Raw genomic sequence first — 25,940 nt, 5'->3', positions numbered from 1 at the left:
ATCAGCGGGAGGCCGCCCGCCGCCGGTTCAGCAGCAGCAGGCCACCCGCACCGCCCGCCGTCAGGACCACCCCGCCGAGGATCCAGCCGAGCGGCCCGGGACCGTCCCCGGAGTCCGCCGCGCGGGCGGTCGCCGGCCGGGCCGCGCCGGTGGCGGTCGCCGTGGCGTCCGGCGTGGCGCTCGGCGTGGGGTGCGGCGGCGGGGCCGGCGCCCCGGCGGCGCCGCCGGCCTGGCCGGTCGGCGCCGGAGCGGCGGTCTCGCCCTCCTCGACCAGCTTCCCGACCGGGTTGACCTTGCCGGCCGCCGCGAAGCCCCAGTCCAGCAGCGCGGCCGTCTCGTCGTACACCTTCTGGTAGCTGGACGGGTGCATGACCGTCACCAGCAGGGTGCGGCCGTCCCGTTCGGCGGCGCCGACGAAGGTGGAGCCGGCGTTGGTGGTGAAACCGTTCTTCACCCCGATCAGGCCGGGATACTTGCCGAGCAGCCGGTCGGTGTTGGCGATCCCGAAGCTCCCGCGCTGCCCGGAGTTGCGGTCCACCGCGCCCGGGAACAGCGCGTCACGGGTCGCGCAGTACATCCGGAAGTCCGGGTTGCGCAGCCCCGCCCGGGCGAACAGCGTCAGGTCGTACGCCGAGGACACCTGGCCGTCCGAGTCGTAGCCGTCCGGCGAGACCACCTTGGTGTCCAGGGCCTGCAGGGCCTCCGCCCGCGCCTGCATCTCGGCGACGGTCTGCTGCACCCCGCCGTTCATGTGCGCGAGGACGTGCACCGCGTCGTTCCCCGAGCTCAGGAAGACCCCGCGCCAGAGGTCCTCGACCCGGTAGTCCAGGTCCTCCTTGATGCCGACCAGGCTGCTCCCCGCGCCGATCCCCTGGATCTCCTCGGGCGCGACCTTGTGCACGGTGTTCCGGTCGAACTTGGGCAGCACGGTGTCCGCGAACAGGATCTTCAGCGTGGACGCCGGGGCGAGCCGCAGATGCGGATTGCCGGCCGCCAGCACCTCTCCTGAGGCGGCGTCGGCGACTATCCAGGACTGGCCGGTGAGGCCCCCGGGCAGGGCCGGGGCGCCGTCCTGCGGATCCACCTGGACCCCGGGGAGCCCCAGCCGCTCGCCGCCGATCGCGGCCGGTGGCGGCGGCTCGAACGGGGCCGCGACGGCCGCCGGAGCGGCGGACAGGAGCGGAAGGGCCGCGGCGGGCGCGACGAGCAGGCGTGCGAGCTTCGAGCGAATGGGCACCAGCAGACGGTACCCAGTCCGGACCCCCGTCGTCCGCCACTCCGCCCCGGTCCGCCGCAGGAGGGGGCCACCGTACGCCGAACGGACGCCCGCGCATACTGGGGGAGCACACCGCCTTCACCTCCCCGCCCCACCGAGGACCGCCCCATGAAGCTCAGCCGCCGCACCTCCTGGTTCCTGACCGCCTTCGGCGTCTGGTCCCTGGTCATCTGGACCACCTTCGTCAAGAACCTCTGGAAGGACTCCGGCGGCCAGGCCTTCACCGGCGGCGACCACTCCCAGCCCACCGCCTTCTTCTGGGTCCACCTCCTCCTCGCCGTGACCTCCCTCGCCCTCGGCCTCGCGGTCGGATCCATCGGCGTCCGCGGTCTGCGCGCGAGCCGCCGGGAGACGGCCACCGGCTGACCCGCTTTATCCCGTTGCCCGGGCAACGGGCCGCCTGGCAGGATCCCACCGCTCGACCACGATCGAAATTCCGTTCGTGCTTCCAAGACACAGGGGTGGGGTACTCCATGAAGCCTGCGCACCGCCACCGACTCGGCGTCGCCGTCACCGTCGCCCTGACGACCGGCCTCCTCGCCACACCGGCCATCGCCGCCGACGGGACCGACGTGACCGCTCCCCAGGTCGCCGTCTCCTCGACGGACTTCCCGGCCTCGGGCTCCGGCTCGACCTCGGGCAAGTACGCGGGCGAGACCGGCACCTTCCTGCTGACCGGCACCGATCCCGCCCCCGCGGGCGGCACGGCCTCCGGCGTCGCCTGCTTCCGGTACGCGCTGAACACCACCCTCGGGGTGTCCGCCGGCTGCGGCGACGGCGCGCTCGGGGCGGGCCCCGACGGCACCGCCACCGTCGCCCTGCGCGTCCCGCGCTGGGGCACCAACATCCTCACCGTCCAGGCCGTCGACCACGCGGGCAACGTGAGCCAGCCGGCCTCGTACACCTTCTACGCCCGCTCCAACCCCAACCCGCCGCAGGCACCCGGGGACGTCGACGGGGACGGCGTGCCGGACATCCTGCTCCCGGACGCCGCGGGCAACCTCCAGACCATCAGCACCAAGGCCGCCGACACCACGCCGAGCTCGGTCCTCGCCAAGGCCGCGGCGCCCAACCAGATTTCGTGGACCGGCTTCCAGCTGCCCCACCGCGGTTGGCGGGGCCACGCGCCGATGGATGACGTGCTGGCGCACGCGCCGGGGTCGTCGGCCCTGTACTTCTACTACAACGCCGACTACGGCACGTTCCAGCAGCGCCCGAGCGTGGTCGCCCGGCCCTCCGAGTGCCAGGACGCCGCCGGTGCCGCACTGGTCTGCCCGGCCGACTACACGCGCGACTGGAGCAAGGCCGACCAGATGGTGGCCCTCGGTTCGCTGAACACCCAGCCCAGCCCGTCACTGCTGACCGTCGAGAACGGCGACCTCTGGCTGTTCCCCAACCCCGGCCTCCAGTTCCGGCTGACCACCGCCCGCAAGCTCACCGGCAGCGGCGCCTGGGCCGGCTACGACCTGATCGCCCCCGGCGCCGACGCCACCGGCAAGCTCGCCCTCTGGGCGCGCGAGCGGGCCACCGGGGCGCTGCACGCGTACGCGATCCCGAAGCAGGCGAACGGCACCTTCGACTTCTCCGCCCTGGCCGATCCCTCGGCCGGCGTGGTGGCCGAGGGCTTCACGGTCGAGGCCTTCCCGACGCTGGGCAGCTCCGGTGACGGGAACGGCGACAAGGCTCCCGACCTCTGGGCCGTCACCGCGGACCGGCACCTGCTGACCTACAACGGCCTCACCGACCCCAAGGACCTCGGCCTCCTGCGCTGAGCAACGCGAAGGCCCCCGTCCGGAGTGGACGGGGGCCTTCGGCGTGGGGATCGGGATCAGAAGCGGCGGGTGACCAGGGCGCGCTTCACTTCCTGGATCGCCTTGGTGACCTCGATGCCGCGGGGGCAGGCCTCGGAGCAGTTGAAGGTGGTCCGGCAGCGCCAGACGCCCTCACGGTCGTTGAGGATCTCCAGCCGCTGCTCCGCACCCTCGTCGCGCGAGTCGAAGATGAAGCGGTGCGCGTTGACGATCGCGGCCGGGCCGAAGTACTGGCCGTCGTTCCAGAACACCGGGCAGGACGACGTGCACGCGGCGCACAGGATGCACTTGGTGGTGTCGTCGAACCGCTCGCGGTCCTCGGCGGACTGCAGGCGCTCGCGGGTCGGCTCGTTCCCCTTGGTGATGAGGAACGGCATGACGTCCTTGTACGCCTGGAAGAACGGGTCCATGTCCACGATCAGGTCCTTGAGGACCGTCAGGCCCTTGATGGCCTCGATCGTGATCGGCTTCTCCGGGTTGACGTCCTTGAGGAGGGTCTTGCACGCCAGCCGGTTGCGGCCGTTGATCCGCATGGCGTCGGAGCCGCAGATGCCGTGGGCACAGGAACGGCGGTAGGTGAGGGTGCCGTCCTGCTCCCACTTGATCTTGTTGAGCGCGTCCAGGACGCGCTCCTTCGGGTCCATCTCCAGCTGGTAGTCGACCCACACCGGGTCCGGGTGCTCCTCCGGGTTGAACCGGCGGATCCGGACGGTGACGGTGATCAGCTTGGTGCCGCCGGCCTCGACCGCGTCCAGAGCGGCCGAGTGCTTCTCCATCGTCGGAGTGCTCATCAGTACTTACGCTCCATCGGCTGGTAGCGGGTCGTGACGACCGGCTTGTAGTCGAGGCGGATGGAGGTGCTGCCGTCGGCGGCGACCTCCTGGTACGCCATGGTGTGCTGCATGAACTTCACGTCGTCACGGGTCGGGAAGTCCTCGCGGTAGTGACCGCCGCGCGACTCCTCGCGGGCCAGCGCGGAGACCGCCAGGACCTCGGCCAGGTCGAGCAGGTTGCCCAGCTCGATGGCCTCCAGCAGGTCCGTGTTGTACCGGAAGCCCTTGTCCTGGATGGCGACGTGCTTGTAGCGCTCCTTCAGGGCGGCGATGTCCTCGACGGCCTGCTTCAGGGTGGCGCCGGTGCGGTACACCATCGCGTTGGCGTCCATGGTCTCCTGCAGCTCCTTGCGGATCTGCGCCACGGACTCGGTGCCGGTGGACTCGCGCAGCGCGTCGACCAGCTCCTGGACCAGCTGCTCCGGGTTCTCCGGCAGCGGCACGAAGTCGTTCGCCTCGGAGAACTCGGCGGCGGCGATGCCCGCGCGCTTGCCGAACACGTTGATGTCCAGCAGCGAGTTGGTGCCCAGGCGGTTGGCGCCGTGCACGGACACGCAGGCGACCTCGCCGGCCGCGTACAGGCCCGGGACGACGTCGGTGTTGTTGCGCAGCACCTCACCCTCGACGTTGGTCGGGATGCCGCCCATGGCGTAGTGCGCGGTGGGCTGGATCGGGATCGGGTCCGTGTAGGGCTCGATGCCGAGGTAGGTCCGGGCGAACTCGGTGATGTCCGGGAGCTTGGCGTCCAGCTGCTCCGGCGGCAGGTGGGTGAGGTCCAGGTAGACGTGGTCGCCGTCCGGACCGCAGCCGCGACCCTCGCGGATCTCGGTGTAGATCGCGCGGGAGCAGACGTCACGGGACGCGAGGTCCTTCATGACGGGGGCGTAGCGCTCCATGAAGCGCTCGCCGTCCTTGTTGCGCAGGATGCCGCCCTCGCCGCGGGCGCCCTCGGTGAGCAGGATGCCCATCCGCCAGATGCCCGTCGGGTGGAACTGGAAGAACTCCATGTCCTCCAGCGGCAGGCCGCGGCGGTAGGCCACCGCCTGGCCGTCACCGGTGAGGGTGTGGGCGTTCGAGGAGACCTTGAACATCTTGCCGGTGCCGCCGGAGGCGAAGACGACCGCCTTGGCCTGGAAGACGTGGATCTCGCCGGTGGCCAGCTCGTAGGCGACGACGCCGGCGGTCTTGCCCTCGTTGATCAGCAGGTCGAGGACGTAGAACTCGTTGAAGAACTCGACGCCGTGCTTGACGCAGTTCTGGAACAGCGTCTGGAGGATCATGTGACCGGTGCGGTCGGCCGCGTAGCAGGAACGGCGGACCGGGGCCTCGCCGTGGTTGCGGGAGTGGCCGCCGAAACGGCGCTGGTCGATCCGGCCCTGCTCGGTCCGGGAGAAGGGCAGGCCCATCTTCTCCAGGTCGAGGACGGCGTCGATGGCCTCCTTGCACATGATCTCGGCGGCGTCCTGGTCGACCAGGTAGTCACCACCCTTGACCGTGTCGAAGGTGTGCCACTCCCAGTTGTCCTCCTCGACGTTGGCGAGGGCGGCGCACATGCCGCCCTGGGCCGCGCCGGTGTGGGACCGGGTGGGGTAGAGCTTGGTCAGGACGGCGGTGCGGCTGCGCTGCGTCGACTCGATGGCGGCGCGCATGCCGGCGCCGCCGGCGCCGACGATGACGGTGTCGTACTGGTGAATCTGCATGGGGGGTTAACTCGCCTCTGGCCTCTGCCGATGCCGGATGTGGATGCTGTCGGCTCAGATGTTGGGATCGAAGGTGAAGATCACCAGGGTGCCGAGCAGCACGGTGAACACCGTGGCGGTACCCATGAGGCCCTTCAGCCAGAGCCGGGTGGAGTCCTTCTCGGCGTAGTCGTTGATGACCTGGCGCATGCCGTTGGCGCCGTGCAGCATGGCGAGCCAGAGCATCGTGAGGTCCCAGACCTGCCAGAACGGGGAGGCCCAGCGGCCGGCCACGAAGGCGAAGCCGATCTTGGAGACGCCACCGTCGAGCACCAGCATGATCAGCAGGTGACCGAGGATCAGCACCACGAGGACGATGCCGGACAGGCGCATGAAGAGCCAGGCGAGCATCTCGAAGTTGGTGCGGGTGCGACGCGGGGTCCGCTTGGTCCGCTGGCGGGCCGGCTCGATCACGAAGGCGTCGGCGGGGTTGCCGGTGCCGAGACCCTTGCCGGTGTGCGCCTGGGCGGAGGGGACCACCACAGCGTCGGAGATTTCCGTGGACATGTCTCAGATCACTTCCCGAACCAGGAGGTCAGCGTGTGCTGCAGGATCGGGTAGAAGGCGCCGGCCATCAGGACGACCCAGACTCCGACCACGGTCCAGAGCATCTGCTTCTGGTACTTCGGGCCCTTCGACCAGAAGTCGACGGCGACGACGCGCAGGCCGTTCAGGGCGTGGAACAGGATGGCGGCCACCAGGCCGTACTCCATCAGGTTCACGAGCGGCGTCTTGTACGTCTGAATGACGGTGTCGTACGCCTCGGGAGACACCCGCACCAGTGCGGTGTCCAGGACATGAGCGAACAGGAAGAAGAAGATGAGGACGCCGGTGACTCGATGAGCCACCCAGCTCCACATGCCTTCCCGGCCGCGGTACAGCGTTCCAGCCGGCACGGAAAAACCCTCCGGAAGCGATTGGGGGCTCGGCCGGCTTCGGTGTCGGTCAGCCCGGCCGGGTACGGTCCACCGGCCGCGAGCATCCTATCGACGCGTTGTCGGGAACCGCCTCCGGGGGTCCGAGGTGTGATCAAACAGGCACGAGTGGCCTAGTCGGGCGGGAACCGGGGCACGATTCGCGACGCAGCGTGACCGTTCGGCTGCTCCGGGTCGCGCTACGGTGGCCCACCCGCCCGCCGCCGACACCCCACCGAGGCCCCCGTGCCACACCCCGCCCCGCGTCCGTCCAGTACCCGGCTCCGTGCCCCGCTCCGCGCCGCCGCCGTCCTCCTCGTGCTCGGGGCCGCGGGCTGCGCCGACCCGGCGGGCGGCTCGGCCGACCGGGCCGCCGCCGGTGCCCCGGCCCGCGAACTGACCGCCGCCGAACTGCGCGCCGCCGCGGTGACCGAGGCCGAGCTCGGGCCGGGCTTCACCGTGACGGTGATCGCCCCCGGTCACGGCGAGACCGGCCCGGACGGCGGCCGGGAGACCGCCGACAGGCCGGTCTGCCAGCCGCTGCTGGACGCGGTGGCCCCGGCGGCGGGGCCGGCGAGGGCCGGCCGGGCCTCCGCCTCGCCCACGTCGGTCTCCGCGGTGCCGTACGCGGAGACCGATCTGAGCGTGGCGCGGGCCGCCGACCCGGCGGGGAGCCTCTACGGCGGACTGCTCGGCTACCGGGGCGACCGGGCGGCCCGGCTGCAGGCGGAGCTTGAGGGACTGTTCGCTCCGTGTGCGGAGTTCGCGTCGACGGCGCCGCCGCCCCCGGCGGAGCGCAGCCGCGGGGTGACCCGGACCGGGCACCGGCTGAGCCGGAACGACACGCCCACGCCCGAGGGAGCGGACGCGGCGACGGGTTTCACCCTGACGAATGAATCGGGCGGGGTGGTGCTCGCGCAGCGTGCCGTGCTGGCGAGGGTCGGACCGGCCCTGGTGGTGTTCAGCACGGTGGGCGTCGGCGCCGAGCCGGCCCCCGCGCCGGACGAGCGGGTCGTCCGGCGCCAGGTGGCCAAGCTGCGTGCGGCGCAGAAGAGCTGAGACCCCGGATCAGCGGGCCGCGGCCCCCGAATGGGTGGCGACCAGGTGCTCCAACCGGGTGAGGGCGATCCGGCGCAGCTCGTCGGCGGCGACCAGGCGCTCCTCGTCGGGATCGGTGGCGAGGCGGGTGCGGATCGAGCTGAGGACGGTGTCGAGCATCTCCTCGGGGGCGATGCCCTCCAGGCAGACCACGAAGACATGGCCGAACCGTGCCTCGTAGGCGGCGTGGGCCGCCCGCAGTGCGGTGTGGGCCGCGTGGCTGCCGGGTGCGCGCATGCCGAGGAGCGGCTGCGGCATCCAGCTCTCGTCCGCCAGCGCCTCGGCCAGGTCGGCCGGACGCAGGTCGTACGAGGCCTCGCTGGCGGCGGCGAGCAGGGACTCTATGTCGGGGTAGGGCCGGTGCGCGGTGAGCCGAAGGGCCCACCGGTGGCTGCCGCAGCAGGCCAGCAGGGCCTCTTCCGCGGCTCCGGCGTCGGCCTCGTTGAAACGGTGCAACCCGAGGAGGGTCGGCTCGTCCCGGGGGTCGAGCCTCGGTGACGGAATGTCGCTGGCCAGCGGGTCCTCCTCGTGAGGGCGGGAAGGTGCCGGTGAAGGGGTGGTGACGCGAGGTGAAGTATGAGGCTGCGGAACGGCGTCCGAATGCCCGTCCGGCAGCGGCTCAACGGTAGTTGAGCGGTCATCAGTTGGGGAGGGCGCGCGCGGATTTCATCCGAACGAGCTATCAAGTTGTGACGTTGACACCTCCGTGTCAGCGCCCTCCCCGCCTTCATCTGCTAGGACGCCCCGCCTCCGCCCCCGCCCCCGTCAGCCTCGCGTGACGACCGGGTGTGGCCGTGCGTGCCGGTCAGAGCTCCCGGTGCACCTTGTGGTTGGCGGCCTGGGCGCGCGGGCGGACCACCAGCAGGTCGATGTTGACGTGCGGGGGCCGGGTGACCGCCCAGGCGACGGTGTCGGCGATGTCCTCGGAGGTGAGCGGCTCGGCGACGCCGGCGTACACGGCCGCGGCCTTCTCCTCGTCGCCGCGGAAGCGGGTCACCGCGAAGCCCTCGGAGCGCACCATGCCCGGGGCGATCTCGATCACCCGGATCGGCTCCCCGCACAGCTCCAGCCGGAGCGTCGCGGCGATGGTGTGCGCGGCGTGCTTGGCCGCGACGTAGCCGCCGCCGCCCTCGTACGCGGTGATCGCGGCGGTGGACGACAGGACCAGGATCGTGCCGTCGCCGCTCGCCCGCAGGCCGGGCAGCAGCGCCTGGGTCATGTGCAGCACGCCGAGCACGTTGACCTCGTACATGGCCAGCCAGTCGGCCGGGTCGCCGTTCTCCACGGTCTCCGCGCCGATCGCCCCGCCGGCGTTGTTCACCAGGACGTCCACCCGGTCGAGCCCGGCCGCGAAGGCGTCCACGGCGGCCCGGTCGGTGACGTCCAGGGTGTGGGCGCGTCCGCCGATCTCCTTGGCCAGCGCCTCGATCCGGTCGGTCCGGCGGGCGGTCAGCACCACCTCGAAGCCCTCGGCGGCGAGGCGGCGGGCGGTTGCCGCGCCGATCCCACTGCTCGCGCCGGTGACGACGGCCACTTTCTGCTCGGTCATTGCCCACTCCTGAGATATCCGGTCGGTTCTTCCGATCATCTCAAGACCGGTCGCGGGGGATCCGGCGGCGTTAGATTGCGAGAGGAGTGGACCCGCCCGCCGACCCCGCGGAGGACCCCATGACCGCCGAACCGCCCGCCGAACCGCCGCCGGAGCCCCGCCGCACCGAGTCCGGCTTCCCGTTCGCGCCGGTGTACGGCCCCGAGGACCTCGCCGGCCGGGACCAGGCCGAACGGCTGGGCCGCCCGGGGGAGTACCCCTTCACCCGGGGGATCCACCCGACGATGTACACCGGCCGCCCGTGGACGATGCGCCAGTACGCCGGCTTCGGCACCGCCGCCGAGTCCAACGCCCGCTACCGGCAGCTGATCGCCGGCGGCTCCACCGGCCTCTCCGTCGCCTTCGACCTGCCCACCCAGATGGGCTACGACTCGGACGCCCCGCTCGCGGCCGGCGAGGTCGGCCGGGTCGGGGTGGCGGTCGACAGCGTCGAGGACATGGCCGAGCTGTTCGAGGGCATCCCGCTCGGCGAGGTCTCCACCTCGATGACCATCAACGCCCCGGCCGCGGTGCTGCTCCTCCTCTACCAGCTGGTCGGGGAGGGCCAGGGCGTCCCGCCGGCCCGGCTGACCGGCACGGTGCAGAACGACGTGCTGAAGGAGTACATCGCCCGCGGCACCTACATCTTCCCGCCGCAGCCCTCGCTGCGGCTGGTCGCCGACCTCTTCCGGTACTGCCGGGCCGAGATCCCGCGCTGGAACACCATCTCCATCTCCGGCTACCACATGGCCGAGGCCGGGGCCACGCCCGCGCAGGAGATCGCCTTCACGCTGGCCGACGGCATCGCCTACGTGCGCGCCGCACTGGCGGCCGGGCTCGCGGTGGACGACTTCGCGCCCCGGCTCTCGTTCTTCTTCGTGGCCCGCAGCACCCTGCTGGAGGAGGTCGCGAAGTTCCGGGCCGCCCGCCGGATCTGGGCCCGGGTGATGCGCGAGGAGTTCGGGGCCCGGGACCCGCGCTCGCAGCGGCTGCGCTTCCACACCCAGACCGCGGGCGTCCAGCTCACCGCCCAGCAGCCGGAGGTCAACCTGGTCCGGGTCGCGGTGCAGGCGCTCGCGGCGGTGCTCGGCGGCACCCAGTCGCTGCACACCAACTCCTTCGACGAGGCGCTCGCGCTGCCCACCGAGAAGGCCGCCCGGCTCGCCCTGCGCACCCAGCAGGTGCTCGCCCACGAGACCGACGTGACCGCCACCGTCGACCCGTTCGCCGGCTCGTACGCGGTGGAGGCGCTGACCGACGAGGTGGAGGCCGCCGCGCTCGCGCTGATGGCCGAGGTGGAGGAGCTGGGCGGCGCGGTGGCGGCGATCGAGGCGGGCCACCAGAAGGCGGCGATCGAGCGCAGCGCCTACCGGATCCAGCGGGAGACCGAGGCCGGCAGCCGTACGGTGGTCGGGGTCAACCGGTTCCGGCTGGGGCCGGCGGAGCTCGCCGCCGAAGAGCCCTACCGGCCGCTGCGGGTGGATCCGGCCATCGAGGCGCGGCAGGTCGGGCGGCTGGCCCGGCTGCGGGCGGCCCGGGACGGCGCGGCGGTGGACCGGGCGCTGGGCGCGCTGCGCCGGGCCGCCGAGGGCCGGGCCAACGTGCTGTACCCGATGCGCGAGGCGCTGGCCGCGCGGGCCACCGTCGGCGAGGTGTGCGACGCGCTGCGCGAGGTGTGGGGCCGGCACGTCCCGGCCGAACGCTTTTGAGCCAAGGTGCGAACCGCCGGGACCGGGTCGCCGCCGCCCCGGTCGCCGTCGAACGGCCCGGCGGGAAGGGGCGTGACCTTGATCGCCGTCGGTCGTTGCACAGGGCAGGCACCATGGGGAAGGCGGCTGAATCAAGATGTCATACCCACCAGCGCGGCCGGTATGCGCCCATCCGGGGACTTCTTTTCGGGAAGTCGGGCGAAATCCCCCCAACAGCCCTACTCTTGTTGAGATGAACCGTCGTGAGTCCGCCCAGTCGGCCGTCTCCCTCGTCGCTGCCCGCCCCACCGTCGGTCTCCGTGACCGGGTGCGCGCGCTGGAGCCCGAGCTGATCGCCTTCCGGCGGGACCTGCACCGGCACCCGGAGCTGGGTCGCCAGGAGTTCCGCACCACCGGTCGGCTGCGCGACCGTCTGGTCGCGGCGGGCCTCGCCCCCCGGGTCCTGCCGGGCGGTACCGGAATGCTCGTCGACATCGTTCCCGACTCCGCCCCGCGCGGGGCGGAGTTCCTGGCCTTCCGCGCCGACATCGACGCCCTGCCGATCGACGACGCCAAGACCGACGTGCCCTACCGGTCGAGCGTCCCCGGCCGGGCCCACGCCTGCGGCCACGACGTGCACACCTCGGTGGTGCTTGGCACCGCGCTGGTGCTCGCCGAGGCGGCCCGCACCGGCGAACTGCGCCGCCCCGTCCGCCTGGTCTTCCAGCCCGCCGAGGAGGTCATGCCGGGCGGCGCCCTGGACGTGATCGCGGCCGGCGGTATGGAGGGCGTCGGCCGGATCTTCGCCGTGCACTGCGACCCCAAGGTGGAGGCGGGCCGGATCGGCCTGCGGGTCGGGGCGATCACCTCGGCCTGCGACCGCCTGGTGCTGCACCTGGACGGCCCCGGCGGTCACACCGCCCGCCCGCACCTGACCACCGACCTGGTCACCGCGATCGCCCGGGTCGCCGCCGAACTGCCGGCCGCGCTGGCCCGCCGGATGGATCCGCGCTGGGGGGTCTCGCTGGTCTGGGGCCGGATCGCCGCCGGCTCCGCGCCCAACGTCATCCCGCAGCACGCCGAGCTGGAGGGCACCGTCCGCTGCCTGGAGCTGGACGGCTGGCGGGAGGCGCCGGACCTGCTGCACGAGCTGATCGCCCGGCTGGCCGAGACCTACCGCGCCAAGTGGACGCTGGACTACCACCGGGGCGTGCCGCCGGTGGTGAACGAGGCGGTCTCGGTGGGGCTGTTGGACGCGGCGATGACCGCGCGCTTCGGCCGTCCGGGCGCGACCGTGGTGGAGGACACCGAGCAGTCGCTCGGGGGCGAGGACTTCTCCTGGTACCTGGAGCACGCCCCCGGCGCGCTGGCCAGGCTCGGCGTCCGCGCGCCCGGCGACACCGCCGTCCGCGACCTGCACCAGGGCCGCTTCGACGTGGACGAGCGGGCGATCGGGATCGGCGTGGAGCTGTTCGCCGCGCTGGCCCTGGAGCCCGGGACGCCCTGACACACTTCGACACGCCTCGACACACCCCGCCGTAACCCGCCGTACCGATCCGAACCGGACACCCGTCACGGGTGTCCGGTTTGTCGCAATACTCTCTTTATTTCGGATTACGTACACTGGGCTGCGCCGGTTCCGATCACCCTTCGTGAAGGAAAATGGGCACCGGGTGGGCCGTGAGACCACGGTTTGATAACAACCCGAATGCTCTGGCGGCCCGTAACCCAACCGTGTTCTACGCGCGTTACGGTGGCGTCCGACCACGCTAAACGGGTGCGTGTGAGAAGGAGATACTCCCTTGCGCCGTTCTACTAAGCTCGCTGCGGTTGTGCTCTCGGGTTCCCTGGGCATTGCCTCGCTCGCCGCTTGCGGCGCAAAGAGCAACGACACCACCACCGCCTCCTCCGGTGCCTCCGAGGGTGCGCTGAAGGTCGGCATGGCCTACGACATCGGCGGCCGTGGCGACCAGTCGTTCAACGACTCCGCCGCCCGTGGCCTGGACAAGGCCAAGAGCGACCTGGGTGTCGCCGTCACCGAGGCCGACGCCAAGACCGGCGAGGCCGAGGCCGACAAGGAGACCCGCCTCAAGAACCTGGTGACCGCGGGTTACAGCCCGGTCATCGCGGTCGGCTTCGTCTACCAGGCCGCCGTCGAGAAGATCGCCAAGGAGAACCCGAACACCAAGTTCGCGATCATCGACTCGGCCTCCGACACCCAGCCGAGCAACGTCACCTCGCTGACGTTCTCCGAGCAGGAGGGCTCGTACCTGGCCGGTGTCGCCGCCGCCCTCAAGACCAAGAACAAGCACGTCGGCTTCATCGGCGGTGTGCAGACCGAGCTGATCAAGAAGTTCGAGGCCGGTTACCGCGCGGGCGTCAAGTCCGTCGACCCGAGCATCGTGGTCGACGTCACCTACCTGACCACCCCGCCGGACTTCTCCGGCTTCGCCTCCCCCGACAAGGGCAAGGAAGCCGCGCAGGGCCAGCTCGACAAGAAGGCCGACGTCATCTACACCGCCGCCGGCTCCTCCGGCAACGGTGCCATCGAGGCCGTCGCCAACGCCGGCGCCCTGGCGATCGGCGTCGACTCCGACCAGGCCGCCCAGCCCGCCCTGGCGAAGTACAAGAACAGCATCATGACCTCGATGGTCAAGAACGTCGACAAGGCCGTCTACGCCTACATCGAGTCCGCCAAGAAGGGCCAGGTCTTCACCGGTGTGAAGAACTTCGACCTGAAGTCCGACGGCGTCTCGCTGGCCACCACCGGTGGCAAGATCGACGACATCAAGGCCAAGCTCGACGACGCGTCCAACGCCATCAAGAACGGCGCCACCACCGTCCCGACCGACCCGACCAAGGTCTAAGACTCACGGGTTCGACCGGACGTCGCTGCCGCTGCCGCCTGCCCGGCAGCGCGATGATGGACGCAACATCAGGGAGGGGCCCGGAAGGGTGCGCTCAGTGCGTACCCCCGGGCCCCGTCCCGTCCCCCCACCACTTTCGCTTTTGGCCCTCCAGCGCAACGACGCGCCTCCAGACCACCAGGAGACCGCCATCACCGCATCCGACCCCGCCCCGACCACGGGCGGTAACCCCAGCGCGGGGACGGCGACACCGGCCGTCGAACTGCGCGGAATCACCAAGCGCTTCCCCGGCGTCGTGGCCAACCACGACATCAACCTCACCGTCCGCACCGGCACCGTGCACGCCCTGATGGGCGAGAACGGCGCCGGCAAGTCGACGCTGATGAAGATCCTCTACGGCATGCAGAAGCCGGACGAGGGCACCATCGCCATCAACGGCGACCTGTGCGAGTTCAACACCCCGGGCGAGGCCATCGCGCGCGGCATCGGCATGGTGCACCAGCACTTCATGCTCGCCGACAACCTCACCGTCTGGGAGAACGTCGTCCTCGGCGGCGAGCACCTGTACGGCATCGGCGGCAAGGCCAAGGACAAGATCAGGGAGATCTCCGACCAGTACGGCCTGGGCGTGCGCCCGGACGCCCTGGTCGAGGACCTCGGCGTGGCCGACCGCCAGCGCGTGGAGATCCTCAAGGTGCTCTACCGCGGCGCCAAGATCCTGATCCTCGACGAGCCGACGGCCGTGCTCGTCCCGCAGGAGGTCGACGCCCTGTTCGACAACCTGCGGGAGCTGAAGTCCGAGGGCGTCACCGTCATCTTCATCTCGCACAAGCTGCACGAGGTGCTCTCGGTGGCCGACGCGATCAGCGTCATCCGCCGCGGCACCACCGTCGGCGACGCCGACCCGAAGAGCGTGACCGCCCGCCAGCTCGCCGAGCTGATGGTCGGCGCCGAGCTGCCCTCCCCGGAGAGCCGCGAGTCGACCGTCACCACCAGCGAGATGCTGAACGTCGAGGGCCTGCGGATCGCCAAGACCGACGCCGAGGGCATCGAGCGCGTCGTCCTGGACGACATCTCGCTGCGCATCCACAAGGGCGAGATCCTCGGCATCGCCGGCGTCGAGGGCAACGGCCAGGCCGAACTGGTCGAGGCCGTCATGGGCATGCTCCCGCTGGACGGCGGCACCGTCACCCTGGACGGCAAGGACCTCTCCGGCACCCTCACCCGGGCCCGCCGCGAGGCCGGCATCGGCTACATCCCCGAGGACCGCCACCGGCACGGCCTGCTGCTGGAGGCCCCGCTCTGGGAGAACCGGATCCTCGGCCACGTCACCGAGAAGCCCAACTCCAAGGGCGTGCTGATCGACCCGGCCGCGGCCCGCAAGGACACCCAGCGGATCGTCGAGGAGTACGACGTCCGCACGCCCGGCATCGAGGTCACCGCGGCCTCGCTCTCCGGCGGCAACCAGCAGAAGCTGATCATCGGCCGCGAGATGAGCCACCAGCCCAAGCTGCTGATCGCCGCCCACCCCACCCGCGGGGTGGACGTCGGCGCCCAGGCGCAGATCTGGGAGCACATCCGGGTCGCCCAGCGGGCCGGCCTCGCCGTGCTGCTGATCTCGGCCGACCTCGACGAGTTGATCGGCCTCTCCGACACCATCCGGGTGATCTACCGCGGCCGGCTGGTCGCCGACGCCGACCCGGCCACCGTGACCGCCGAGGACCTCGGCACCGCGATGACCGGTGCGGCCCAGGGCCACATCGAGTCCGACACGGAAGCCGTCGAGGAGTTCCGGGCGATCCTCGCCGAGGGCACCGAGGCGGAGTCCGCCGCGCCCACCGACACCGCCGACGACCAGCAGGCGGGGGAGTAGCCACATGACCAGTCCCAACCCCGCCGCCAAGCCCGCGCGGGCGAAGCGGTTCGACGGCGAGAAGATCGTCCTCGCCCTCGCGGCGCCGGTGCTCGCCGTGCTGCTCTCCGTCGTGATCTGTTCCGTCCTCCTGGCGACCTCGGGCAAGAACCCGTTCGACGCCTGGAACGTGATGCTCACGTACGCGACCAAGTCGGACGGCCAGGTGGCCATCCTCAACCGGTCCACCACGTACTACCTGGCCGCCGCGGCCGCCGCCTTCGGCTTCCGGATGAACCTCTTCAACATCGGTGTCGAGGGCCAGTACAAGGTCGCCGCGCTGTTCACGGCCTTCGTCGGGGGTCAGCTCGACCTGCCGTCGTTCATCCAGATCCCGCTGCTGCTGATCACCGCCATGCTGGTCGGCGGCCTGTACGCGAGCATCGCCGGTCTGCTGAAGGTCTTCCGCGGCGTCAGCGAGGTCATCGCGACCATCATGCTGAACGCCATCGCGGTCGCCATCGTCGGCCTGCTGCTCGTCCCCGGCATCTTCGCGCCGGAGAAGAGCGGCACCAGCAACTCGATCCAGACCACCCCGGTCTCGGACTCCAGCCACTTCTTCGCGATCAACACCGACGGCGGCCCGCTCTACGGCTTCCTCTTCATCGCGATCCTGGTCGGCGTCGCCTTCCAGTTCACCCTGACCCGCACCCGCTTCGGCTTCGACCTGCGCGCCACCGGCCGCTCGGAGACCGCGGCCACCGCGTCCGGTGTGAACGTCAAGCGCATGGTCGTCATCTCGATGGTGGTCTCCGGCGCGCTGGCCGGTCTGATCGGCCTGCCCGAGCTGCTCCAGAACTCGTACAGCTTCGGGCAGGGCTTCCAGGGCGGCCTCGGCTTCCTCGGCATCTCGGTCGCCCTGCTCGGCCGCAACAGCCCGATCGGCATGGCCTTCGCGGCCATCCTGTTCGCCTTCCTCGACGCGACCGGCGCGCAGCTGCCGCTGCAGGGCGGTTTCCCGTTCGAGATCGTCCCGGTCATGCAGGGCACCATCGTCATCTGTGTCGTCGTCGCCTACGAGCTGGTGCGGCGCTACGGCCTCAAGCGTCAGCAGCAGAAGGTCGGCGCCGAGCTCGCCGCCCAGGCCGCCGCGGCCGCCGAGAAGAAGGAGGTGTCCGCATGAGCACGGCCACCGCTGCCCGCGCGAAGGCGTCGGGCGCTCCCGCCAAGAAGCGCAAGATGTCCTGGCCGGTGGTGCTGCTGCTGATCGCGGGCGCCCTGGTCCTCTTCTCCGCCGTCGGCATGATCACCGACAACCACTCGCTGACCTCCTCCGGCCAGGTCACCGCCGCGCTCAGCGCCGCCGTGCCGATCGGCATGGCCGGTCTGGGCGGTCTCTGGTCCGAGCGGGCCGGCGTGGTCAACATCGGCCTCGAAGGCATGATGGTCGCCGGCACCTTCTGCGGCGCCTGGGGCGGCTACCTGGTCAGCCCCTGGTTCGGCCTGGTGGCCGGCATGCTCGGCGGTGCGCTGGGCGGTCTGCTGCACGCGGTCATCACGGTGACCTTCGGCGTCGACCACATCGTCTCCGGTGTCGGCGTCAACCTGCTGATCCCCGGCATCTGCGCGTACGTCAACCGGATCTACTACAAGGACTACATCTCCGCCGGTGCCGGCGCGAACCAGTCCCCGCCGGCCGACCCGCTGCCGTACATCACGATCCCCGGCCTCTCCCCGGGGCTGAAGGACATCGAGGCGCACCACTGGTTCCTGGTCTCCGACGTCGCCGGTGTGGTGGGCGGCCTGGTCACCAACATCTCGGTGGTCGTGCTGCTGGCCGGCGCGCTGATCGTGGCCAGCTACTTCGCCCTCTGGCGCACCGTGTTCGGCCTGCGCCTGCGCTCCTGCGGTGAGAACCCGACCGCGGCGGAGTCGCTGGGCGTCAACGTCTACAAGTACAAGTACCTCGCGGTCATCATGTCCGGCGCCTTCGCGGGCCTCGCCGGCTCGTACCTCTCGCTGGTCGCGGCGCACTTCTACAAGGACGGCCAGACCAACGGCCGGGGCTTCATCGGCCTCGCGGCGATGATCTTCGGCAACTGGATGCCGGGCGGCCTCGCCATGGGCGCCGGCCTGTTCGGCTTCACCGACAGCCTCCAGCTGCGCGACCCCGAGTCGGTGCACGTGCTGATCCTGGTGGTCGCCATCGCGATGGTGCTGCTGGCGGCCTGGAACCTCTACCGCCGCAAGTACACCGCGGCGCTGATCACGCTGGTGGTCTCCGGCGGCCTGTTCGTCTGGTACTTCACCACCGAAGAGGTCCCGCGTCCGCTGATCGTCGCCACGCCGTACGTGATCACCCTCGTGGTGCTCGCGCTGGCCTCGCAGCGGCTGCGTCCGCCGAAGGCCGACGGTCAGATCTACCGCAAGGGCGAGGGCAAGTGACGGCCGCGGCCGAGGCGGTCGACTGGGCCGCGCTGCGGACGGCGGCGCGCGAGGCGATGAGCCACGCGTACGCGCCCTACAGCAAGTTCCCGGTCGGTGCCGCCGCCCTGGTGGACGACGGCCGGGTGGTCACCGGCTGCAACGTGGAGAACGCCTCGTACGGGCTCGGGCTGTGCGCCGAGTGCGGCCTGGTCTCCGCGCTGCACGCGACCGGCGGTGGCCGGCTGACCGCGTTCACCTGCGTGGACGGGGCGGGCGAGCTGCTGATGCCGTGCGGGCGCTGCCGTCAGCTGCTGTACGAGCACGGCGGTCCCGGCCTGCTGGTCGAGCTGCCCTCCGGGGTGCGGCCGATGAGCGAGGTCCTGCCCGACGCGTTCGGGCCGGAACGCCTGTAGCCGGAGCGGCTCTGGCACTGCCGATTGTTACGCGCGTAGAGTGTCGCGAGTGGGACCCATCGGGCCGACTCGCGACACTCTTCGCTTTTCGAACCCCGCTGTGAAGCTTTTCGAACCCGCTGTGAACCCCGCTGTGAACCCCGCTTTTTGAACCTCTCTTGGAGCAATGGAGCAACCATGGACGCCATCTCCGTCATCAGGACCAAGCGCGACCGCGGAGAGCTGAGCCACGCTCAGATCGACTGGGTCATCGACGCCTACACCCGCGGCGAGGTCGCCGACGAGCAGATGTCCGCCCTGGCCATGGCCATCCTGCTGAACGGCATGAACCCGGGCGAGATCAGCCGCTGGACGGACGCGATGATCCGCTCCGGCGTCCGGATGGACTTCTCCTCGCTGGGGCAGCCGACCAGCGACAAGCACTCCACCGGCGGCGTCGGCGACAAGATCACCCTGCCGCTCGCCCCGCTGGTCGCCGCCTGCGGTGCCGCCGTTCCGCAGCTGTCCGGCCGCGGCCTCGGCCACACCGGCGGCACCCTCGACAAGCTGGAGTCCATCCCCGGCTGGCGCGCCCTGCTCTCCAACGAGGAGATGCTCCAGGTGCTGCGCGACACCGGCGCGGTCATCTGCGCGGCCGGTGACGGCCTCGCCCCGGCCGACAAGAAGCTGTACGCCCTGCGCGACGTCACCGGCACCGTCGAGGCGATCCCGCTGATCGCCTCCTCGATCATGTCCAAGAAGATCGCCGAGGGCACCGGCGCGCTCGTCCTCGACGTCAAGGTCGGCTCCGGCGCGTTCATGAAGAACCTCGACGACGCCCGCGAGCTGGCCCGCACCATGGTCGGCCTCGGCACCAGCGCCGGTGTCAACACGGTGGCCCTGCTCACCGACATGTCCACCCCGCTCGGCCTCACCGCGGGCAACGCGCTGGAGGTCCGCGAGTCGGTCGAGGTGCTGGCCGGCGGCGGCCCCGCCGACGTCGTCGAGCTGACCCTGGCGCTGGCCCGCGAGATGCTCGCCGCCGCGGGCGTGCACGGCAAGGACCCGGCCGACGCGCTGCGCGACGGCTCCGCGATGGACCACTGGCGCCGCATGATCGCCGCCCAGGGCGGCGACGTGGACGCCCCGCTGCCGGTCGCCCGCGAGCAGCACGTCATCCCGGCCCCGGCCTCCGGCGTGCTCACCACCCTGGACGCCTACGCCGTCGGCGTCAGCGCCTGGCGCCTCGGCGCCGGCCGCGCCCGCAAGGAGGACCCGGTGCAGGCCGGCGCCGGCATCGAGATGCACGCCAAGCCGGGCGACACCGTGGTGGCCGGCCAGCCCCTGCTGACCCTGCACACCGACACCCCGGAGCGCTTCGAGTACGCCATCGAGGCCCTCACCGGCGGCATCGAGGTCTCCCCGGCCGGCACGACGTTCACCCCGAACCCGATCGTGCTGGACCGCATCGCCTGACGGCCGGTTCACCCGCCGAGGTCCTGCGCACGTACGCCGCTCAGGCGTACGTGCGCAGGACCTTGGTGTCGAGCGTCCATGGGCCCACGGTGACCGTGTCACCGAAGGCGAACTCCTTGCGGGAGGTGTAGCCGGGCTCGTCGTGGACGATGCCGGTGCCCTTGCGCGGATCGACCAGCAGGTAGAGCGGGATGCCCATGGCCGCGTAGTCGCGGACCTTGTTGTGGTAGTCGTTCTCGGGATTGGACTTGGAAACGATCTCCACGACCAGCAGCACCTCGTGGGGGAGGAGCGCCGGCTGCTCGTCGTCGAGCGCCGTGAGGGGGAACACCATGAGGTCCGGATTCCGCAGCTTGCCCATCCCGGCGTCCTCCAGGTCTGCACCACCATGAGCGATGTAGCCGGGATGCGTCTGCGGAAGCTGGGCGTTCAGTTGCTGGGCGATGCGGATGACGGCAAGCTCGTGGCGCTTCACCGGCGACATCATCATGACGATCTCGCCACCGGCGATCTCGATCTTCCCTATCCCCGGCACCTGCGGAAGCTGATCGGCGATCTCGCGCAACCGGGCGTACACAGCAGGATCGATGCTCATGTTCCGGAGTGTATCGACGCCGGCCGACAGGCGGCGGGGGTCAGGCGGTGGCGGTCAGGGTGAGCTTCAGGAGTTCGTCGGGGGCCTCGCGGACGAGGTCGTGGCCGGTGGGGAGGGTGTGGACGGTCCAGGCGGGGTCGGTGCGCAGGCGGGCGACGGTGTCGTGGAAGGGCGTGGCCTCGAAGTTCTCCGCGTGCAGGTAGATCCGGGGGACGTCCAGGGCGGCCGGGTCGGCGGCGCCGGTGAGGCGGATCGGCTGCAGCAGGGCGGCCAGCGGGTGCGCGGTGGCGCGCGGGTCGAGGCCCGGGTTCAGGCCGACCAGGCTGTGGCCGCCGCCCGCCGCGGCGGCGGCCAGGTAGCGCTCCCTCCAGGCGTCGTTGACGATCGCGAACGCCGACTCGCCGTCGCGCGGCACGAGGGCGTCCGCGTACACCAGCCCGGCGATCCGCTCCGGCGCCCGGTCGGCCACCCCGGTGGCGACCATGCCGCCGTAGCTGTGCCCGACGAGCACCGCGTCGGTGATCCGCTCGGCCTCCAGCAGGCCGAGCACGTCCTGGACGTGGGTGTCGAGGTTGACTCCGCCCGCCGCGCCGACGTGGCTGCGCTCGCTCACCCCGGTCAGCGTCACCGGGTACACCTCGTGGCCGGCGGCCCGGAGGCCTTCGGTGATCGGTCGGTACCACCAACCGCCGTGCAGGGCGCCGGGGATGAGGATGTAGGTGGCCATGGTGCGTTCCTCTGCTCGTGCTGTTCCGGTCGGACGTGCAGGAAGCTACGGCGGATACCTGACAGCGAGTGTCAGGTATCCGCCGGGCGGCGACGGGAACGGGAACGGCAGGTCTCAGGGCCGGTGGAAGATCTCGTGGGTGCCGATGCGGCGCCAGACGATGTGCGGCTCGCCCTCCTGCGGCGGCGCGCCGTAGCTGAAGGTGGCCCGGCCGTCCGGTGCCCAGGTCAGCTCCCAGACATCGGGGTGGCCCTGCATCCTCTTCACCCGCAGGCCGCGGCGGAAGCCCTTGCCGGCCCGGAGGTCGGCGACGAACTGGGCGACCGCGACGAGGAACGCGGCCTTCTGTGCCGGGGTGAGGTTCTTCCAGTCACGGAGGAAGTGGGCCAGGGACTCATACGTCGGCACGGTGCTTGATCTCCCCGAGGTCCAGCCCCGCCTCGTCGGCGAGCGACTGCAGGAAGTCCTCGCCGTCCTGGAACACCTCGCCGCGTTCGCCCTCCGCGAGGGCCTCGTCGACCTCGTCCTCCTTCGCCTGCCAGGCCGGGGTCCAGAACCAGGCCTGGTCGTCCGGAATGACGGAGGCCGGGGTCAGAACGATGCGACCGTCCTCCACCGCGACCACCAGCTGGTCGCCTTCCTGGAGGTCCAGCTGCTCCCGTATTTCCTGGGGGATGGTGACCACGCCCTTCTTCCGCACGGGGGTGGACACCAGGTGGGGGCGACGGCGGCGCTTCGGGTCTGCCATGCGGAAAGTCTACCGGGCGGAAAGTCCGCCGGGCAGACCTTTGCCCCGGCGGGTGGCGGTGTGGGCCTGGCGGGTCGCGTAGAGGGTGACGCCGGCGGCCAGGGTCATGGCGGTCAGGCCGATGACGGCGGCGCCGGACCAGCCGGTCGCGTGGTAGGCGTCGGCGCCCAGGGTGCCGCCCAGACTGTTGCCCAGGTAGTAGGCGATCAGGTACAGCGCGGAGGCCTGGGCGCGGCCCTCGGTGGCGGTGCGGCCGACGGCCGAGGAGGCGGTGGCGTGCCCGGCGAAGAAGCCGGCGGTGATCAGCACCAGCCCGAGCAGCGCCCAGACCAGCGAGTCGGCGAGGGAGAGCAGCAGCCCGAGGGCGGTGGTGCCGATCGCGACGTACAGCGCGCCCCGGCGGCCGAGCCGGCCGGAGAGGCGCCCGGCGGCGGCCGAGGTGCCGGTGCCGACCAGGTAGACCACGAAGATCGAGGCGGCCACCGACTCCGGCAGGTGGAACGGCGCGGAGACCAGCCGGTAGCCGACGGTGGTGTAGACCGCGCCGAACACGGCCATGAACAGCAGCCCCAGCGCGTACAGCCGCAGCAGCAGCGGGTTGCGCAGGTGCCCGCCGACGGTGCGGGCCAGCGCGCGGGCGTCCACCGGGGCCGGGGTGAAGTGCCGGGCGGCGGGGATCAGCAGCCGGAACACCAGGGTGGCGAGCAGCGCGAGGGCGGCGGAGGCGGCGAGCCCCCAGCGCCAGCCGAAACCGGCCGCGACCCAGCCGGAGAGCAGGCGCCCGCCCATGCCGCCGATGCTGTTGCCCGCCACGTACAGCCCCATCGCCGAGGCCAGCGCGGACGGGTGGACCTCCTCGGCGAGGTAGGCCATCGCGGTCGCGGGCAGCCCGGCGAGCGCGGCGCCCTGGAGCACGCGCAGCACGACCAGGGTGGTGAGGTCCGGCGCGAACGGCAGGGCGAGCGCGAGGGCGGAGGCGGCGAGCGTGGAGGCCGTCATCACCGCGGTGCGGCCGTACCGGTCGGAGAGCGCGCTCGCGGGGAGCAGGGCGAGGGCGAGGCCGAGGGTGGCGGCGGAGGCCGTCCAGCTGGCCTGACCGGGGGTGAGGCCGAGGTCGTTCGAGAGGATCGGCAGCAGGCCCTGGGTGGAGTAGAGGAGGACGAAGGTCGCGATGCCGGCCGCGAACAGGGCGAGGTTGGCGCGGCGGAAGGAGCGCCGGCCGGGGCGGTGGCGGTCGTCGGCGGGGCGGCCGGGGAACGCGGCGGCGAGCGGGCCGGCGAGCGGGGTGTGCGGGGCGGTGGCGGCGTGCGGGGCTGCGGCGGTCGGGGCTGCGGCGTCCGGCGCGGTCGCGGACGCCCTGGTACTGGAGGGCTGCATGCAGTCGAAGGTAGAACCGCCGTACTGATGCGTCCAATGCATGGAACGTCAATAATCCATACCGAGCGGCATGAGCCGAGCGTACGAGGCAGGACGGAGCGCAGGATGACCGGCGGCACCGAACCGGTCCGCCCCGCGGAGCTGGGGCCGGACCTCCCGGCGGTGCAACTCGCACCGCGCCTGGCCCAGTTCGCGGCGGTCGCGCGGCTGGAGCACGTGACGCAGGCGGCCGAGCTGCTGGCGATGCCGCAGCCGACGCTGTCCCGCGCGGTGGCCCGGCTGGAGGCCGACCTGGGCGTCGACCTGCTGGCCCGTCAGGGCCGGACGGTCCGGCTGACCCGGGCGGGCCGACTGCTGCTGGCCTCGGTGGAGCGGGCCCTGGCCGAGGTCGAGCGCGGCGCCGAGGCGGCCCGGGCGGAGGCCGACCCGGCGACCGGCCGGGTGGCGTTCGGCTTCCTGCACACCATGGGGACGGACGCGGTGCCCGCGCTGCTGCGGGACTTCCGGTCGAGCTACCCGCAGGTGCGGTTCCAGCTGGTGCAGGACTACGTGGGCGCGATGCTGGACCGGCTGCGCGCGGGGGAGCTGGACCTCTGCCTGGTCGCGCCGCTGCCGGACGACGACCCGGCGCTGGCCGCCCGCCGGCTGGACGAGCAGCGGCTGCACCTGGTCGTCCCGGCGGACCACCGGCTGGCCGGGCGGCGCCGGATCCGGCTCGCGGAGGTGGCCGAGGAGCCGTTCGTCGGGCTGGAGCACGGGTACGGGATGCGGGCGATCACGGACGGCTTCTGCGCGGAGGCCGGGTTCGTGCCCCGGCTCGCCTTCGAGGGCGAGGAGACGGAGACGCTGCGCGGGCTGGTGGCGGCCGGGCTCGGGGTGGCGCTGCTGCCGCCGGCGCTGGTGCCGCGGCCGGGGGTGGTGGAGCTGGAGGTGACGGCGCCGCGTACCCGGCGGGCGATCGGGCTGGCCTGGGTGGCGGGGCGGCCGATGACCCCGCCGGTGGCGGCGTTCCGGGACTTCGTGCTGTCGCGGCGCGGGCGGCTGCTGGCGCACGACTGAGGGCGGGCGGCTGTTGGGGCACTGGGTGTGCCGGAGCACCCGGGCGGACGACCTGCGCGCAGGTGGCCCGGATCGTCCGTTCGGTGGAATTCCCGGTGGACATTGGATGAGTCGGCCCAGCGAGCGGTGGCCTGTCTACGCGCGTAGGAGCTACACTCCCGCAATGGAGAAGCAGATCCCCGTCACCACCGCGGGCGCCGCCCCCCGGATCCCCACCCCCGAGCAGATCGCCCGCGCCCCGAAGGTGCTGCTGCACGACCACCTCGACGGCGGGCTGCGCCCCGAGACCGTGGTCGAGCTGGCCGCCGCCGTCGGCTACGAGGGACTCCCCACCACCGACGCCAAGGAGCTCGGCGAGTGGTTCCGCGAGGCCGCCGACTCCGGCTCGCTGGTCCGCTACCTGGAGACCTTCGCCCACACCTGCGCCGTCATGCAGACCCGTGAGGCGCTCATCAAGGTCGCCGCCGACTGCGCCGAGGACCTCGCCGCCGACGGCGTCGTCTACGCCGAGGTCCGCTACGCCCCCGAGCAGCACCTGGAGCGCGGCCTGACCCTCGACGAGGTCGTCGAGGCCGTCCAGGAGGGCTTCCGCCTCGGCGAGGCCAACGCCCGCGCCGCCGGCCACCGGATCCGGATCGGCACCCTGATCACCGCGATGCGGCACGCCGCGCGCTCGCAGGAGATCGCCGAGCTGGCCAACCGCCACCGCGACGGGGGCGTCGTCGGCTTCGACATCGCCGGTGCCGAGGCGGGCTACCCCCCCACCCGCCACCAGGCCGCCTTCGACTACCTCAAGGGCGAGAACAACCACTTCACCATCCACGCGGGCGAGGCCTTCGGCCTGCCGTCGATCTGGGAGGCCCTGCAGTGCTGCGGCGCCGACCGCCTCGGCCACGGCGTGCGGATCGTCGACGACATCACGGTGGCGGAGGACGGCACCGTCACGCTGGGCCGGCTCGCCGCCTACGTGCGCGACAAGCGCATCCCGCTGGAGATGTGCCCCACCTCCAACCTGCAGACGGCCGCCGCCACCTCGTACGCCGAGCACCCGATCGGGCTGCTCAGCCGGCTGAAGTTCCGGGTCACCGTGAACACCGACAACCGGCTGATGAGCGGCACCAGCATGAGCCGCGAGTTCGGGCACCTGGTGGAGGCCTTCGGCTACACGCTGGGGGACCTGGAGTGGTTCACGGTGAACGCGATGAAGTCGGCGTTCCTGCCGTTCGACGAGCGGCTCGCGATGATCAACGACGTGATCAAGCCGGGCTACGCCGAGCTCAAGGCGGAGTGGCTGTTCAGCGCCGGCAGCTGAACCGCTCCTCGGTGGTCGGAAGAACGCCGTTTTCTGTCAAGGAAGTTGGCGTTCATCCGACTACTCCCTCGGATGGGTGAACAGCCTTTGATCCTCGCGCGATCCAATCACTACGGTGTGCCAGTCATTGCTGACAGGCCGTGGCGGACTGACCAGTCGCG

Annotated in this window: 25 protein-coding genes; 13 read left to right on the top strand and 12 right to left on the bottom strand. The window is 71.7% G+C overall.

Going from position 1 to position 25,940, the window contains the following annotated elements; translation table 11 throughout:
• Position 1: 1 nt before the first annotated feature.
• Positions 2-1,237, bottom strand: a complete 1,236-nt coding sequence (locus tag ACFP3U_RS07855) for a D-alanyl-D-alanine carboxypeptidase family protein (RefSeq protein WP_417466411.1) — start codon at positions 1,235-1,237, stop codon at positions 2-4.
• Between the two features lie 147 nt (positions 1,238-1,384).
• Between ACFP3U_RS07855 and ACFP3U_RS07850 the strand changes: the two genes are divergently transcribed.
• Together ACFP3U_RS07850 and ACFP3U_RS07845 are read left to right on the top strand one after the other, a co-directional pair.
• Positions 1,385-1,642 (top strand): SCO4848 family membrane protein, encoded by a 258-nt coding sequence (locus tag ACFP3U_RS07850; RefSeq protein WP_380224514.1) that lies wholly within the window; start codon positions 1,385-1,387, stop codon positions 1,640-1,642.
• 107 nt (positions 1,643-1,749) lie between these two features.
• Positions 1,750-3,048 (top strand): hypothetical protein, encoded by a 1,299-nt coding sequence (locus ACFP3U_RS07845; protein ID WP_380224512.1) that lies wholly within the window; start codon positions 1,750-1,752, stop codon positions 3,046-3,048.
• A gap of 56 nt (positions 3,049-3,104) precedes the next feature.
• On the opposite strand, the gene ACFP3U_RS07840 is transcribed toward ACFP3U_RS07845, so the two are convergent.
• The 4 genes from ACFP3U_RS07840 to sdhC are packed head-to-tail and all read right to left on the bottom strand — an operon-like array spanning position 3,105 to position 6,555.
• Positions 3,105-3,878, bottom strand: coding sequence for a succinate dehydrogenase iron-sulfur subunit (locus ACFP3U_RS07840; protein WP_380224510.1), 774 nt, complete (start codon positions 3,876-3,878; stop codon positions 3,105-3,107).
• On the bottom strand, positions 3,878-5,620 hold the full coding sequence (sdhA, locus tag ACFP3U_RS07835; RefSeq protein WP_380224509.1) for a succinate dehydrogenase flavoprotein subunit: 1,743 nt from the start codon (positions 5,618-5,620) through the stop codon (positions 3,878-3,880). The genes ACFP3U_RS07840 and sdhA overlap by 1 nt, the downstream gene beginning before the upstream one ends.
• Positions 5,621-5,674: 54 nt before the next feature.
• A complete protein-coding gene (locus tag ACFP3U_RS07830; protein ID WP_380224508.1) occupies positions 5,675-6,166 on the bottom strand; it encodes a succinate dehydrogenase hydrophobic membrane anchor subunit in 492 nt (163 codons plus the stop codon).
• Positions 6,167-6,174: 8 nt separating this feature from the next.
• The gene (gene sdhC / locus ACFP3U_RS07825; RefSeq protein WP_037779669.1) at positions 6,175-6,555 is read right to left on the bottom strand and encodes a succinate dehydrogenase, cytochrome b556 subunit; all 381 of its coding nucleotides are present in this window, start codon (positions 6,553-6,555) and stop codon (positions 6,175-6,177) included.
• A gap of 264 nt (positions 6,556-6,819) precedes the next feature.
• Between sdhC and ACFP3U_RS07820 the strand changes: the two genes are divergently transcribed.
• The gene (locus ACFP3U_RS07820) at positions 6,820-7,632 is read left to right on the top strand and encodes a hypothetical protein (RefSeq protein ID WP_380224507.1); all 813 of its coding nucleotides are present in this window, start codon (positions 6,820-6,822) and stop codon (positions 7,630-7,632) included.
• A 9-nt stretch (positions 7,633-7,641) separates the two neighbouring features.
• On the opposite strand, the gene ACFP3U_RS07815 is transcribed toward ACFP3U_RS07820, so the two are convergent.
• Positions 7,642-8,187 carry a 2-oxo-4-hydroxy-4-carboxy-5-ureidoimidazoline decarboxylase gene (locus tag ACFP3U_RS07815; RefSeq protein WP_380224551.1) on the bottom strand — a complete coding sequence of 182 codons (546 nt, stop codon included), beginning with the start codon at positions 8,185-8,187 and terminating at the stop codon, positions 7,642-7,644.
• A 289-nt stretch (positions 8,188-8,476) separates the two neighbouring features.
• Positions 8,477-9,220, bottom strand: coding sequence for an SDR family oxidoreductase (locus ACFP3U_RS07810; RefSeq protein ID WP_380224506.1), 744 nt, complete (start codon positions 9,218-9,220; stop codon positions 8,477-8,479).
• Between the two features lie 119 nt (positions 9,221-9,339).
• On the opposite strand from ACFP3U_RS07810, the gene ACFP3U_RS07805 reads away from it, so the two are divergent.
• The 8 genes from ACFP3U_RS07805 (at position 9,340) to ACFP3U_RS07770 (ending at position 19,961) form a co-directional block, all read left to right on the top strand.
• A complete protein-coding gene (locus ACFP3U_RS07805; protein WP_380224504.1) occupies positions 9,340-10,968 on the top strand; it encodes an acyl-CoA mutase large subunit family protein in 1,629 nt (542 codons plus the stop codon).
• Positions 10,969-11,200: 232 nt separating this feature from the next.
• A complete protein-coding gene (locus ACFP3U_RS07800; RefSeq protein WP_380224503.1) occupies positions 11,201-12,454 on the top strand; it encodes an amidohydrolase in 1,254 nt (417 codons plus the stop codon).
• Positions 12,455-12,749: 295 nt separating this feature from the next.
• Positions 12,750-13,814: a BMP family lipoprotein gene (locus tag ACFP3U_RS07795; protein ID WP_380224502.1), complete on the top strand. Its 1,065-nt coding sequence runs from the start codon at positions 12,750-12,752 to the stop codon at positions 13,812-13,814.
• Positions 13,815-13,956: 142 nt separating this feature from the next.
• Positions 13,957-15,687, top strand: a complete 1,731-nt coding sequence (locus ACFP3U_RS07790; protein ID WP_380224501.1) for an ABC transporter ATP-binding protein — start codon at positions 13,957-13,959, stop codon at positions 15,685-15,687.
• A 4-nt stretch (positions 15,688-15,691) separates the two neighbouring features.
• Positions 15,692-16,849: an ABC transporter permease gene (locus tag ACFP3U_RS07785; protein WP_380224500.1), complete on the top strand. Its 1,158-nt coding sequence runs from the start codon at positions 15,692-15,694 to the stop codon at positions 16,847-16,849.
• Positions 16,846-18,111 (top strand): ABC transporter permease, encoded by a 1,266-nt coding sequence (locus tag ACFP3U_RS07780; protein ID WP_380224499.1) that lies wholly within the window; start codon positions 16,846-16,848, stop codon positions 18,109-18,111. The genes ACFP3U_RS07785 and ACFP3U_RS07780 overlap by 4 nt, the downstream gene beginning before the upstream one ends.
• On the top strand, positions 18,108-18,506 hold the full coding sequence (locus ACFP3U_RS07775) for a cytidine deaminase (RefSeq protein ID WP_380224498.1): 399 nt from the start codon (positions 18,108-18,110) through the stop codon (positions 18,504-18,506). The genes ACFP3U_RS07780 and ACFP3U_RS07775 overlap by 4 nt, the downstream gene beginning before the upstream one ends.
• Before the next feature lie 177 nt (positions 18,507-18,683).
• Entirely contained in the window at positions 18,684-19,961 is a 1,278-nt protein-coding gene (locus ACFP3U_RS07770) for a thymidine phosphorylase (protein WP_380224497.1), read from the top strand.
• Between the two features lie 40 nt (positions 19,962-20,001).
• Here the strand turns inward: ACFP3U_RS07770 and ACFP3U_RS07765 are convergent, their stop codons facing one another.
• The 5 genes from ACFP3U_RS07765 to ACFP3U_RS07745 all read right to left on the bottom strand — a co-directional run bounded on the left by ACFP3U_RS07765 (position 20,002) and on the right by ACFP3U_RS07745 (position 23,408).
• A complete protein-coding gene (locus ACFP3U_RS07765) occupies positions 20,002-20,556 on the bottom strand; it encodes a Uma2 family endonuclease (protein ID WP_380224496.1) in 555 nt (184 codons plus the stop codon).
• A gap of 40 nt (positions 20,557-20,596) precedes the next feature.
• Entirely contained in the window at positions 20,597-21,283 is a 687-nt protein-coding gene (locus tag ACFP3U_RS07760) for an alpha/beta fold hydrolase (protein WP_380224495.1), read from the bottom strand.
• A gap of 114 nt (positions 21,284-21,397) precedes the next feature.
• Entirely contained in the window at positions 21,398-21,691 is a 294-nt protein-coding gene (locus tag ACFP3U_RS07755) for a hypothetical protein (protein WP_380224494.1), read from the bottom strand.
• Positions 21,678-22,031, bottom strand: a complete 354-nt coding sequence (locus tag ACFP3U_RS07750) for an AbrB/MazE/SpoVT family DNA-binding domain-containing protein (protein ID WP_380224493.1) — start codon at positions 22,029-22,031, stop codon at positions 21,678-21,680. Before ACFP3U_RS07750 ends, ACFP3U_RS07755 begins: the two co-directional genes overlap by 14 nt.
• A gap of 9 nt (positions 22,032-22,040) precedes the next feature.
• On the bottom strand, positions 22,041-23,408 hold the full coding sequence (locus ACFP3U_RS07745) for an MFS transporter (RefSeq protein ID WP_380224492.1): 1,368 nt from the start codon (positions 23,406-23,408) through the stop codon (positions 22,041-22,043).
• A gap of 105 nt (positions 23,409-23,513) precedes the next feature.
• Between ACFP3U_RS07745 and ACFP3U_RS07740 the strand changes: the two genes are divergently transcribed.
• Together ACFP3U_RS07740 and ACFP3U_RS07735 are read left to right on the top strand one after the other, a co-directional pair.
• On the top strand, positions 23,514-24,467 hold the full coding sequence (locus ACFP3U_RS07740; RefSeq protein WP_380224491.1) for a LysR family transcriptional regulator: 954 nt from the start codon (positions 23,514-23,516) through the stop codon (positions 24,465-24,467).
• A gap of 163 nt (positions 24,468-24,630) precedes the next feature.
• Positions 24,631-25,779 (top strand): adenosine deaminase, encoded by a 1,149-nt coding sequence (locus ACFP3U_RS07735; protein WP_380224490.1) that lies wholly within the window; start codon positions 24,631-24,633, stop codon positions 25,777-25,779.
• Positions 25,780-25,940 lie beyond the last annotated feature (161 nt).

Source organism: Kitasatospora misakiensis (genome assembly GCF_042656005.1).
Taxonomy (GTDB): Bacteria; Actinomycetota; Actinomycetes; order Streptomycetales; family Streptomycetaceae; genus Kitasatospora; species Kitasatospora misakiensis.
Note: the sequence above shows the minus strand (reverse complement) of the source record. Positions and strands in the feature narration are given on the sequence as shown.